Annotated in this window: 8 protein-coding genes; 5 read left to right on the top strand and 3 right to left on the bottom strand. The window is 38.6% G+C overall.

Going from position 1 to position 12,901, the window contains the following annotated elements; translation table 11 throughout:
• The first annotated feature begins 238 nt into the window (after nucleotides 1-238).
• Entirely contained in the window at nucleotides 239-1,618 is a 1,380-nt protein-coding gene (locus V7K76_RS11775; protein ID WP_334775044.1) for an AAA family ATPase, read from the top strand.
• Nucleotides 1,618-2,355, top strand: a complete 738-nt coding sequence (locus V7K76_RS11770; protein ID WP_334774950.1) for a ParB N-terminal domain-containing protein — start codon at nucleotides 1,618-1,620, stop codon at nucleotides 2,353-2,355. The genes V7K76_RS11775 and V7K76_RS11770 overlap by 1 nt, the downstream gene beginning before the upstream one ends.
• Nucleotides 2,356-2,546: 191 nt before the next feature.
• On the opposite strand, the gene V7K76_RS11765 is transcribed toward V7K76_RS11770, so the two are convergent.
• The 3 genes from V7K76_RS11765 to V7K76_RS11755 all read right to left on the bottom strand — a co-directional run bounded on the left by V7K76_RS11765 (nucleotide 2,547) and on the right by V7K76_RS11755 (nucleotide 7,836).
• A complete protein-coding gene (locus tag V7K76_RS11765; protein ID WP_334774949.1) occupies nucleotides 2,547-3,494 on the bottom strand; it encodes a glycosyltransferase family 2 protein in 948 nt (315 codons plus the stop codon).
• A 596-nt stretch (nucleotides 3,495-4,090) separates the two neighbouring features.
• Complete coding sequence (locus V7K76_RS11760; RefSeq protein ID WP_334774948.1) at nucleotides 4,091-6,520, bottom strand: glycosyltransferase family 39 protein; 2,430 nt, start codon at nucleotides 6,518-6,520, stop codon at nucleotides 4,091-4,093.
• Between the two features lie 119 nt (nucleotides 6,521-6,639).
• The gene (locus tag V7K76_RS11755; protein ID WP_334774947.1) at nucleotides 6,640-7,836 is read right to left on the bottom strand and encodes a multidrug effflux MFS transporter; all 1,197 of its coding nucleotides are present in this window, start codon (nucleotides 7,834-7,836) and stop codon (nucleotides 6,640-6,642) included.
• Nucleotides 7,837-8,921: 1,085 nt separating this feature from the next.
• Between V7K76_RS11755 and argJ the strand changes: the two genes are divergently transcribed.
• From argJ to V7K76_RS11740, 3 genes are all read left to right on the top strand, one after another.
• Nucleotides 8,922-10,136 (top strand): bifunctional ornithine acetyltransferase/N-acetylglutamate synthase, encoded by a 1,215-nt coding sequence (gene argJ / locus V7K76_RS11750; protein ID WP_334774946.1) that lies wholly within the window; start codon nucleotides 8,922-8,924, stop codon nucleotides 10,134-10,136.
• A 638-nt stretch (nucleotides 10,137-10,774) separates the two neighbouring features.
• Complete coding sequence (locus V7K76_RS11745) at nucleotides 10,775-11,740, top strand: aldo/keto reductase (protein WP_334774945.1); 966 nt, start codon at nucleotides 10,775-10,777, stop codon at nucleotides 11,738-11,740.
• Nucleotides 11,741-11,838: 98 nt separating this feature from the next.
• Nucleotides 11,839-12,654 carry a class I SAM-dependent methyltransferase gene (locus V7K76_RS11740; RefSeq protein ID WP_334774944.1) on the top strand — a complete coding sequence of 272 codons (816 nt, stop codon included), beginning with the start codon at nucleotides 11,839-11,841 and terminating at the stop codon, nucleotides 12,652-12,654.
• Nucleotides 12,655-12,901: the final 247 nt, after the last annotated feature.

Below are 12,901 nucleotides of genomic sequence, written 5' to 3'. Positions count from 1 at the left end.
AAACACCTTGATTCTAGCCATTTACGGGGGGAATGGTGAAATACATACACAGCCTGTTAATTTTGAATATGAATAGCTTTCAGAAGTGGTTATTTCATCAGCGAAAGTACTAATTTTATGATGATTTTTATATTTTTCTAAGTGATTTCTATCACTCAAAATCATTAAGGTTATGGCATAATCTAACAAATATAAAGTTTTGTCCCAAGTCCAATCATTATTTAGAGGTAGAAAAATATTGCCTTTTAATCCTGAGCTATGCCGTAACGAAAGCGAAGTTGAAAGCAAACTCATAGTGCAATATTTGCTACCGCAGCTAGGTTATACTCCTGACACCTGGCATCAAGAAGTTGCCATTGGTAGCATCCGCTTAGATTTTTTAGCATTTGCCGCGCAAGTGATTCCCTTTGTCTTAGATGCCAACTCACCCCTGAGTGTCGTCATGGAGGCAAAACATCCCAAACAAAACTTAAATAACCATGTCCCCCGACTCAGGCATTATTTAACCAGCTTGAATGTCAGGTATGGATTGTTGACTAATGGGAAAGAGATTAGAATTTATGAGAAATTACAGACTGATATCAAACTAGTATTTCAATGTTCTGGTAAAGAAATTGAGACTAAATTAGAGACTATTAAACGTTTAGTTGATAGAGATAGTTTAAAAGAGGGACAGTTGGTAGATCAACCAGAAGTTCAAATAACTGAAAACAATTCCAATTTTGAAATACAGAGGCAACATTCAATGAAAACGATTGCAATCTACCACAATAAAGGCGGCGTGGGTAAAACTACTGTTGCAGTAAACCTGGCAGCAGCATTACGTAAAAAAGGTAAAAATGTACTTTTAGTTGATATAGATTCTCAGGCGAATACTACTTTTGCTACAGGATTAATCAAATTTCAATTTGAAGAAGATGATAATTTAAGAGAGTTAAACGTATATCATTTATTAGAATCAGGAGATTTTAACTTTATTCCAGAATTAGTACGCACGTCTGATTATTTCAACAATCCAGAAATTGATGTTATTCCTTCGCATATTACATTAATTGAATATCAGGATAAACTAAATAAAATATTAGCTAGTAGGAGCAGGCTAGTAACAAAACTAAAAAGGGTAGAAAACAACTATGATATTGTAATCATTGATACTCCTCCCTCTAGGGATTTGTATGCTGAAGTTGCACTGATTGCTAGTGATTACCTGATAATTCCATCCGACTTGAAACCATTTGCTAACCAAGGTTTACCAACAGTCAAAAATTTTGTTAATCAAATTAATGAATCTAAAGAAATGATGGGTAAACCGCCTATTAGTATAATGGGCGTTCTTGCTTCTAAAATATCAACAAATGCTAAATTTTTACAATACAATTTCCCTAAACAGAGAGAAGTAATTTCAGAGCGCTATCATCTGCCACTTATGGAAACTGTAATTTATGATAGAACAGCATTATCAGAATGTATGAACCAGACTATCCCCGTTGGAGATTTAGAATATCCTGACCCTAAATCTATTATAAAATTTGCCGAGTTAAAAACTTCTGCTCAAATTTCTGCTGAAGAATTTAATGTATTAGCAGATGAAGTTATCCAAAAAATGGGGGTTTATTAATGATTAATTTTTCTTTAGTGGATGTCAAAAGTATTGCTTCTAATGAACCTCGTTCAAATTTTGCAGAAGCCGATTTAGAAAACCTTGCAGATATAATTATAGAAACTGGAGGAATTATCAGACCATTGGTTGTGAAAGTGACAGGAGTAGATAGCTATACGGTAGTTGATGGACATTTTGAATATTATGCTGCTGTCAGGGCAAGAGAAAAAAATCCTCGACAAGGTGAAATGGTTAATGCTTTTGTCATTGCTCCAAAATTAGAGGATTTAGTAGTAAAGCAAGTTGCATCTCTTAAAGGAATTGATTCTTCTACTAAACAAGTAACATCACAGCCTGAAACAACAAAATTAGAACCACGTCTGGCAAATTTAGAATTACGTCTTGAGAAGCAATTTAATGAGTTTAAGTCAGAATTTTTACAAGAAAGACAGAGAATAGATAGTCAGTTCAAGCAACTTGAAAACCTGATTCCTCAAAAGAGCGAACAGAGTAATCCACTTAGTTTATTGAACTCTTTGGATAAAGACGAGTTATCTATAAAGTTACAACGCTCTAGGATTCCTGGGGCTGAAAAACTTGCAAAGGGCATATTTGATGCTCGAAGTAAGAAACCGAAGCAAAAGTTTGAAGATTACCGTGATGTAGTAAAATCTGTTAAAAGCTTGAGTGATAAAACAATAAAGTTGGGTGATAAAACAATTTTGACTATTATTGATGAGTGGTCAAGAAGTTAGCTAGTAGGTTGGGTTAAACGAAGTGAAACCCAACGATTAAGGTTTAATGTTGGGTTTCATTCCTCAACCCAACCTACGTAGCTTAAAGTTTTTAGGGCTAACTGAACCGTATTAGGATAAGTTCTCCAGAGTGTAAAAACCCTACATAATTTTCTCTGTACTTCTACGTCAAACATTTCAAAAACTATTTCCTAACCCCGCACCTGTCGCAGTGCATTAAAAGCCTTACCTCGCAACCCAACAGGTAACAACGATAAACCTAAACCAGTCCAAGCTTTAGGAGTCGAAAAAGACTGTCCTGCTAAAACTAGCTCTCTGCCTTTTTGCGTTTCACCCTTTTCAATTAAACGCAAACCTAATAATAATTGTGTTTCAGTTAGACGATTTTTCCTGATTGTCTCTATTTTTTCAGACTCAAACTTATAATTTTCTAAATACCGGATTTTATCAAATAAATAAGGAATGGCTCGATTGATACCTTGCTGTTCTGTATGGTAGCGATATTCCATCAATAATTCTGGTAAATAATAGCCCTTTTTTCCAGCCAAAGCCAGACGCACAAATAAATCATTATCCTCACAATTTTGCAGATTTGCCTGCATATATCCTAATTCTTGCAAGGTTTTACGGCGAAATAATGTTGCGCCAACTTGAAAGCTTTGCTGAATAAATACCACTTCTAATAAATTATTTACAATCCCTGCGGGTAAATTATTCCTACCCCAACGATGAGAATTTTCTTGAGTTTTTGCCTCATCTCGTACATTGTTAATATCAATTATCCAATGGTCTGTACCAACGAAATCAATGCTAGAGTCTTGAGCAAGAATAGCTGCGGTACTTGCGAGAAAATCGGGTGTTAGCCGATCGTCATCATCAAATTTAATAAAATACTCACCACTGGCTGCATCAAAGCCAGAGCGCATATTATTACTTTTACCAATATTTTGCAGATGACGGATATATTTAATTCGCTCGTCTGTGTATTGTGACATCAACTCAGGTGTGCCATCCTTAGAACCGTCATCACAAACAATTAGCTCAAAGTCTTGCTCAGACTGATTGAGTACACTGTCAATAGCATAAGGAAGGAGATGAACACGATTAAAAGTAGGAATGCAAACAGTAATTTTAGCCATACTATCTACTAATAACTGGGTGAGAATGAAGCTATTTTAGTTATGGATGATACTAATATTAATATTACGCGCTGTTTGTCTGCATTGGCAAAAGTCGTGCTGTGGTATAGCTTCTCCCAAAAATGCCCTGTATCCTTGAGATTTCGATTAAAACACATGGCAAGGTATACTAAAGACGGGTTGCAGCTTTAGTTTTAAAATCGCCAAGAGTATTGATATACAAAGATTTTTGCCTGGGCAAAAGTCTAGCAATCATCCGTTTTTAGTATAGATAAATAACAACAGACGATCAAAAAATCATATCTCAACCCCGGATATCGAAGCTAGACTTGCAATTTTAGAACCGAGGTTGCTTGCCTCAAGCAGCAACTTCCTGTTGGGAGCATCCCAAATGTGTAAAAACATATTTTGTCATTGCGAGCGTAATGAAATGGAGCGTTCGCGTAGCGTCTCGAAGAGAAGCAATCGCGACACCTAGACCTTGCGATTGCTTCATTCCGCTTCGCTTCATTCGCAATGACAATCTGTTATCTTAGTCAATTTGCAAAATTGGGATGCTCCCCTTCCTGTTTATCCTATTCCTTGGTGGAAAACCATTATAGAGGCAAAAATTTCATAATATTTGTTACTTTCTTTAAAGTTTTTAATTCTGGTATATCTGGTTTTAATTTTTCTGCGATCGCTAAATTTGGTTCAGCTTGTAGAGGTTGAAAATTATATAAATAAACAAAAGCTAAATAAAGATATGTGTAAGGATTTTCAGCATCATATTTAGTTAATTCTCTTAAATTTTGGATTAGTTCTGGAACTTGCCGCCGTAAAAGTTGCGATAAGACTAGAGTGTAACGCCAATTTAAGTTATTTGGCTCTTTTTGCAGATGATAATTACCTGCAAATTCAATTTGTTTTAAATAATCTTGAGTAGGATCGTATTGATTGAAATTACTTATCTGTACAAATAGATTATCTAATTTTCCCTGTTGTAACTCTTGTGCTAGTTGTGAAGTTCGGGTAACTAAATCTAAAGGTGGCGATTTTTCTACTGTTCCTACATCTGTCACATTTACAGTAATATCTGGAATATTTAAAGATGTGATTTTGTTGTTTCTCCTATCTAAATAGAGTGCTGATAGTTGATATTTTCCTAGTGGTAGTGTTTTGGGAATAAATGTGGCTAAATCTTCTTTTATCCGGAAACTTCCTTCTGGGTGACATTTGAGTCCACAGTATAAATTACCCAAGCCAATGGCATGATCGTGATACCAATATGATTGGCCATTTTGCCATTTTAACAGTAATAACCCATTTTGCAAATCATCCCATGAACCTGTTATTTGATAGGTTACAGGGTTATTTTTATCTAAAATTAGTTGCTGAGAAATTGCAACTTTTTCTAGACTAATTCCAGACTCGGTATTACTTATTTTTTGAACAACCACATAAGGATTTTTGCGGTGATATAATCGCAATTTATCTCTACCAGGTAATATCCAATCACCCTGTAATTTCAAATCAGTAGAAGATTCCACTAAAGATTTTAATTTACGTTTAGTCTCTCCACTTTCTCCCGGTTCGTTTGGTTCATTCTCTCTGGTGACATACCAAGAAAAATATTCTAAATCTTGCTCTATGCGAGATAAGTTTGTTGTTAATTTTCTGCCATATACGCGAAAGTCTGCTAATGTCCCAAAATAATCTAAAGTAAACTCATTTATCTGAGGTGCTGAAACGGGAATTACCCCTAAATCTGACCTTAAATATACATCTGTTTCGGTGATTTTATTTATCAGTTTATCCAGGGGATATTTCCTAGCATCATCATTAGGGAAATGTTTATCACCCCATGCTTGAATTAGGGGTAATGGAAACAAATTATTTAGTAAAAATATACAACTTAACACAAGGGTAGCTAATCTCAACCTATCAAAATATATATTTTCAATTAAGTTGAAAAAATCCGCTAATATTAAACTAATTATCGGAAAGCATGGCAGAATAAATCTAATATCTTTATTTGTGCCCAAAGTACAAATTATATAGCTACTTACTAAGGTAACTAATAACCAAATTCGAGCCGATTTATGAAGATTTCCTGAAATTAAATTAGTATTAAATCGATATTTAACCAGATAAACCAATAAAATACCAATACTCACAGACAATATTGGTAAACCAACGCTTTCTGGGATCATCTGTGGATAGTATAGCCATCCAGCAATAGTTGTAGCAGAAGGATCACCCTCCCCTTTTCCGACTTGGTTAGCGTTTAATGCCGATGTAATAATCGTTAACCAATTTACGCCATACCAAAAATGACAAATTAACCAAGCTATCATCAAAGATAAGCAAGTTTGAATTAGCTTGATAAATTTACGTTTTCTAATAAAACTAATTAATGTCCAAATACTAGGAACTAAAATAAAAATAATCCCTGTAGGTTTAGCCAACATGATTAAACCTATTCCTATGCCCAAGACGATAGTTAAACCCCATGATGAAAACCGAATATAACTATCTTTCCAAATCGTCAGAACTGTGAAAGTTAGGATAACAATTGCTGTCAAACCATAATCTATTAAATAATCTGTCCGGATAATTCCCAAAATAGGAAATAACAGACAAAATATGCTGGCGGTTATGCTAGTTTTTCTGTTTTTAAATAAAAAATTCCCTAAATGATACACTGAAAGTATAATCATCGCAGTGTACAATAAATTGACTAAACTTGCTTGGTCAGATCCCCGTCCAAACAACATCAAAAATGGTACTGTGCAAATATATACAAAAGGAGCGCGATAACTTGGAGTTAATTGCCACAGAGATAACCACCAATCTCCTGAGAAGATATTGAAGTTTTGAAAAACTTTATAATGATACAATGCTACCGTTAAATGTGCGCTTTGATCGTAGGCGGGAATCGATTCATCTAAGAAAAACCAAGTTCTATCTATAGCTAATGCTATCAGCCAAATTATTAAGAGGATGATATAGTCTTTTCGTTGCTGATAATGGTTAAAATAACTCATATTTATTCACTCAAAAACAAATACCAATTATATATCTGTCATGTATCGCTGTTTAACTAACGATTGCCACAGAAAACAGAAAGGCTTCTAGCACTGGGCATTACCATAAGCGATCGCACTCACACAACTTGACTGCGATGCACCAATCCAAAATAGGCGGCGAAAGAAGCGATCGCAAATATGGCCATAACACTAGACATGGCGATCGCTGTATGACCATCAAAAAGAAATGCTACCAGTCCACTAGCGACAGCACCAGCCAACATCTGCATAAATCCGATTACAGCAGCAGCAACCCCAGCACTTTCTGGGACTGGCTGAATTGCGCCGTGCATCGCATTGGGTGAAATAATCCCGCGACAGAAGGTATTAACTACTAATAATGGCATCAGTGTTATTACTTGAGCAGCACCACTCACTGACACAATTACCAGCGCGATCGCTGATGCTGTAGCAGTTACTAATCCCACAGTCAACAAACGTGAAGGTAACACACCTCGAATACTCAAGCGTCCATTTAAGAAAGAGCCTGTCATGATACCAAAGGCGGTGGAGGCGAACAACCAGCCGTAAGTTGTGGTGGAAACACCAAAAACCTTGAGCATCACTAAGGGAGAGCCAGCAACATAAGCAAACATACAGCCAAAGTTAAAAGCATTAACAAGGGCGTAACCAAGACAGATTGGGTTGGTGAGAATGCGCCCGTAATTTTTAATTAAGCGAACTGGTTGGATAGCATTTACATCACGATGCCCTATAGATTCACTTAGTCCTACAATAGATAACACCAGCAATAAACCTGCGATCGCAAGTGTCCCATAAATAGCCCGCCAACCAGCCACCATCAGCACTATACCGCCGATTGTCGGTGCAATCATTGGTGCTACACTCATCACCAAGTTGACATAAGAGAGTTGGGCCCGTGCAGTTGCACCCTCAAATAAATCGCGGACAATCGCCAATGTCATTACCATACCAGCACCAGCACCAGCACCTTGAACCAAACGCCAAGCGATGAGACTACCGATGGATGGTGCAACAGCACAAGCTGCTCCTGCTAGGGTGAAGAGTCCACAGCCAAATAGCAGAACTGGTTTGCGTCCAAAACGATCCGAAAGGGGGCCGAAGACAAGTTGGGCAAGAGCAAAGCCAAGCATGAACAAACTCAGCGTTAACCCTACAGATCCAGAAGATGCCCTTAATGCTTCGCTAATTGTCGGGAAAGCTGGTAATCCCATATCGATTGATAGGGGTGGTAGAGCCGAGAGTGCCCCTAAAAATACAGTGAAGCTTAAGGTGTTGGGTCGAATTCGCATTCTTTTAATTGGGACTAGTGCCGCAAGGTGGAATTAAAAATTAAAAATTAAAACAAGTCGCAAGTCGCAAGTAAGTTTTGTGAAAGCGACGCGCAAAGCGAGTCTGCGATAGCGCCGGCGGCAAGCGAGTACTCGAGCGTCGCGTCCGGGGATTTTGACCCCGACCCAAAACTTGCCGGTTATTGAACCGGGGGACTTAAACCCACGGAGTTTGTTAAAAATTAAAGTGGATGTCAACCGCTCGACTATAGCAATCCTAAATCATTCGTGAACAACGAGATCCCCGACTTCTCAAAGAAGTCGGGGATCTGATTATTGTGATTTTTACCACTTAATTTTTAATTCAGTGGGGGAAAGTAAGCGTTTTTTAATTATGAATCAGGCGGTTTTGTCTTTGCCTGTGAAACTACTTTACACTGCTTTACAATTTTTAATCAACTTTTGTTACTTTAGTAAACCTGACGCAACTTATTAGTTTTGCTTATTTAAAAGCCAATACTCGTTGTTTGCTTACTTCTCTGGGAATAATAGCTTTGTATATTACCGCTATTCTGAAAAAGATTAACCCTCAGTTTACAACTGGGGGCTTTTTTTGTTTGGCAAAATGGCATATCTCTAAATTAGAGGGTTGTTATGGTATTGGGGTAGGATACATTCCATGCGAAAAGTACTGACTTGCATTACCCCTGGTAGTTTGCTAGGGGTTTTATTTTTTTATTTAAACCCAGAGCGATCGCTCTTAAATAATTTGTAATTCGTAATTCGTAATTCGTAATTAAGTTTTGTGAAAGCGACGCGCAAAGCGAGTCTGCGATAGCGCCGGCGGCAAGCGAGTACTCGAGCGTCGCGTCCGGGGATTTAGACCCCGACCCAAAACTTGTCGGTTATTGAACCGGGGGATTTAAACCCACGGTACTCGGTTAAATATTCTGCTGAGAAATTTATTTTTAGTGATTTTAATATTAAGTAATTTTAGAATTCCCTACTTTTGGGAATTAATGAGAGATTGTGATTTTAAATCAACCATAGGACTGACAATAAATATAAGCTTATATCAAGTTTAGAATCAAGTACAACGAAGAATAATGGCAGATTGGCAAGAAATAACAGGTGGCATCACAGCACCAAGAGGATATCAGGCGGCGGGAATTACCGCAGGATTGAAACCTTCGGGGTTGCCAGATTTAGCTTTGATATTTTCAGAGGTGGAAGCGATCGCAGCAGGTGTATTCACCACTAGCCAAGTCAAAGCAGCCTGCGTAGACTATTGTCGCCAACGCTTGCAAGCTAAACAGAGCGCTCGTGCCATTCTCTGTAATGCTGGACAAGCAAATGCTGCTACAGGTAATCAAGGCTGGTTTGATGCTTTAGAGTCTGCGCTGGCAATAGCCCAAGCCCTGAACATCTCATCTGAATCTGTGTTATTGGCTTCCACTGGCGTGATTGGTCAAAGAATTAAGATGGATGCCTTGCGAAGTGGGATTCCCAAGGTAGTAGCAGCACTATCAGACACAGGCTCAGATGCCGCTGCTGGGGCGATTATCACTACAGATTTGGTAACAAAATCCATTGCCCTAGAGACAAATATAGGCGACCGTTCGGTAAGAATTGGCGGCATTGCTAAGGGTTCCGGCATGATTCACCCCAACATGGCAACTATGCTGGCATTTGTGACTTGTGATGCTGTGGTTTCGCCTCACCTTTGGCAACAGATGTTAGCCAGAGCAGCTGATAGAAGCTTTAATTCCATTACTGTGGATGGTGACACCAGCACCAACGACAGCTTAATCGCCTTGGCAAATGGTCAATCTCGCACCCCAGCAATTATAGAATGGGGCGCAGAAGCAGAGAAATTAGAGGCGATGTTAACAGCAGTTTGCCAGCATTTAGCCAAAGCGATCGCTCGTGATGGTGAAGGTGCAACCTGTCTCATTGAAGTGGAAGTGACTGGCGCTCATGATGAACTCTCAGCCCGTCAAATTGCCAAAACCATCGCTGGTTCATCCTTAGTTAAATCTGCAATCTTTGGACGCGATCCCAATTGGGGACGCATCGCCGCCGCCGCCGGACGTGCAGGTGTGCCATTTGAGCAAGAAAACCTGCAAATTAAGCTAGGGGATTTCTTGATGTTAGAAAATGGGCAACCATTAACTTTTGATCGCGCAGCAGCGAGTGCTTATCTCCAACAAGATACGGTGTTAATCTCCGTTAATGTTGGCAATGGTTATGGTGTAGGTAAAGCTTGGGGTTGTGATTTGAGTTATGACTACGTGAAGATTAACGCCGAATACACCACTTAAAATACTTACAATTGTTTGCGCTGTAAAGACGCGATGAATCGCGTCTTTACCCAATGATTTGTGAAAATCGAGAGACTAAGATCCCCGACTTCGTAAAAGTTGTCGGGGATCTTATTATTGTTCACGAATGATTTAGGACTGCTATATATTTTACAATAGTGACTCGAATGTAGTTTAGCACGGGTTGGGGGATTAACAAACTCCGTGGGTTTAAGTCCCCCGGTTCAATAACCGGCAAGTTTTGGGTCGGGGTCTAAATCCCCGGACGCGACGCTCGAGTACTCGCTTGCCGCCGGCGCTATCGCAGACTCGCTTTGCGCGTCGCTTTCACAAAACTTACTTGCGACTTGTGACTTGCGACTTACGACTTGTTTTAATCACACCATCGTCCTTGGGGAATCCAAGGTTTTTGTGAAAAGTGTTCCGGTTACAAACATCGAAGCTTCTTAAAAGCGAAAGTAGTATTGGAGAGATTAGAAGACTTGATTTTGGATTATTTTCCATGATATTCTGCATTTATCTCTTTAACTACTGTTTGTCGATAGACTTATCGTAATTTTAATAGCGGACTGTATTTTTCATTTGAATTAGCCATAATTGGCACAAGTAATTTCTAAAACTGTCTTGAGAAAAAATTCATGGTTATTACACAAAGACGTAAACTCGGACGTTCAGGACTAGAAGTATCACCATTATCTTTTGGTGGCAATGTGTTTGGTTGGACAATTGATGAAAATACTTCGTTTGAAATTTTAGATCACTTTATAGCGGCTGGAGGTAATTTTATTGACACAGCCGATGTCTATTCCAAGTGGGTTCCAGGAAATCAAGGTGGAGAGTCTGAGGCAATTTTAGGAAAATGGCTCAAGCAACGTAGTAATCGCGATCAAGTGGTGATTGCTACTAAGGTTGGCAACGATATGGGTGTTAAAGGCAAAGGGCTTTCTCGTAAATATATCCAACAAGCTGTTGAAGACTCATTGCAAAGGTTACAAACTGATTATATTGATCTATATCAATCACATATCGACGATGAAACTACTCCACTTGAAGAAACTCTTGAAACCTACGGAGAATTGATTCGTCAAGGAAAAGTACGTGCAATTGGTGCTTCAAATTATAGTGCAGAACGTCTTTTAAAAGCATTAGAAATCAGCCTTCAGCATAGCTATCCTCGCTACGAAAGTCTTCAGCCTCGTTATAACTTGTATGACCGAGATGATTATGAACAAGATTTACAAAAAATTTCCCAAGAACAGGAAATTGGTGTGATTAACTATTCCTCTCTGTGCAGTGGCTTTCTCTCTGGTAAATATCGCTCAGAAAAAGATTTGTCTATTAGTCTCCGTGGTAATTCCGTAAAAAGATATTTAAATCCTCGCGGTTTCCGAATTCTAGAGGCAATTGATCGAGTGGCAAAGACTTATAATTCCACTCCCACCCAAGTTTCTTTAGCATGGTTGATTGCTAATCCAACCATTACCGCTCCTATTGTTAGTGCAACAAAAATTGAGCAACTCAACGATATCATTAAAGCTGTCAATCTTAACCTCGATAAAGATGCAGTTGATCTTCTCAATCAAGCCAGTTCTTCAGAAATTTAGTTAGGAAAAACCCTTGGTTTTTTGATAATTATCATTATGTACCTTTTCTTGTTTAGTTGTACTAATACGAATGATTTTCCCACACATTAAGGATCAACATGACTAACACAATTTCTTTTGACCGAGTGTCTGATATTTACGATGCAACTAGGGGACTTCCACCAGGGATTTCTGAGCAAGTCACCGACTTTATTCTCAATCTAGTTTCACCAACAGCAGAGACTAAATTCTATGAAACGGGTATCGGTACTGGTAGAATTGCTGTTCCAATTGCTAAAAGAGGTTATTCATACACTGGTGTAGATGTTTCCGAAAAGATGTTGGCTGAACTGCACCAAAAATTAGAGGGTATATCCCACCTATTAACAGCAATCAAAGGAGATGCTACAGCTTTACCATTTGATGATAATTTTTTTGATGTAGCTTTAACAGTTCATGTGTTTCACCTGATTGCTGCTTGGAAGCAAGCTTTAGCAGAAATCCGCCGCGTTCTCAAACCTGGTGGTATTTTGCTCTACACTCACGGCCAGGCTGCCTCTGTTAAGGCTGATGAAGATGTCAATTCGCAGAGATGGGAATTTACTGAGCGTTGGAAAGCTATATTAGATGGCTATGGTCATCCTTTACCGCATTACGGTGCGACGGAAGAAGAGGTGTTAACAGAGTTGCAAGCACAAGGTGCTACTTTATCCACCGAAATAGCTGCCCAATGGCGAGTTGAAGATACTGTGGGCAAATTGCTAGAAAACCAAGAAAACAAAATCCAAAGTGCAGCTTGGACGATTCCTGATGAGATATTTACTCGTGCTGTTCAAGACTTGCGGGAGTGGGCTTTGCAACACTACGGTTCACTAGATTATATTTTGCCCCAAGAACGTCAGTTCAAAATTGTTGTAGTACGCAATTGGGCTTAATTTATGATGCGCTAGCAAATTGGCATTGGTGTCAACTTAACGTGAAACCGCTTGTCCGCCGGGAATTGAAATTCCCGTCTCATAGCTAAAGTCATCTGAAGATGACTGAATATCGCCAAAAATCTCCAGTCTACTTTAGTAGACTTAAGCTAAAAGCCCGATAATTTATTTTTGAAGTAATAAGTAATAAATAATGAGTAATGAGTATTAGTTATTACTCATTACTCATTACTCATTTATCGAACAG

Origin of the sequence: Nostoc sp. (assembly GCF_036917975.1) — a bacterium.
Lineage (GTDB): Bacteria > Cyanobacteriota > Cyanobacteriia > Cyanobacteriales > Nostocaceae > Nostoc.
The sequence above is the reverse complement of the archived record's forward strand: the minus strand, read 5'-3'. Positions and strand labels throughout refer to the sequence as shown.

Bases quoted from the DNA above. Each gene is read 5' to 3' on its own strand.
- V7K76_RS11770 (WP_334774950.1), top strand. From the start codon at position 1,618: ATGATTAATTTTTCTTTAGTGGATGTCAAAAGTATTGCTTCTAATGAA.
- V7K76_RS11765 (WP_334774949.1), bottom strand. From the start codon at position 3,494: ATGGCTAAAATTACTGTTTGCATTCCTACTTTTAATCGTGTTCATCTC.
- V7K76_RS11760 (WP_334774948.1), bottom strand. From the start codon at position 6,520: ATGAGTTATTTTAACCATTATCAGCAACGAAAAGACTATATCATCCTC.
- V7K76_RS11755 (WP_334774947.1), bottom strand. From the start codon at position 7,836: ATGCGAATTCGACCCAACACCTTAAGCTTCACTGTATTTTTAGGGGCA.
- argJ (WP_334774946.1), top strand. From the start codon at position 8,922: ATGGCAGATTGGCAAGAAATAACAGGTGGCATCACAGCACCAAGAGGA.
- V7K76_RS11745 (WP_334774945.1), top strand. From the start codon at position 10,775: ATGGTTATTACACAAAGACGTAAACTCGGACGTTCAGGACTAGAAGTA.
- V7K76_RS11740 (WP_334774944.1), top strand. From the start codon at position 11,839: ATGACTAACACAATTTCTTTTGACCGAGTGTCTGATATTTACGATGCA.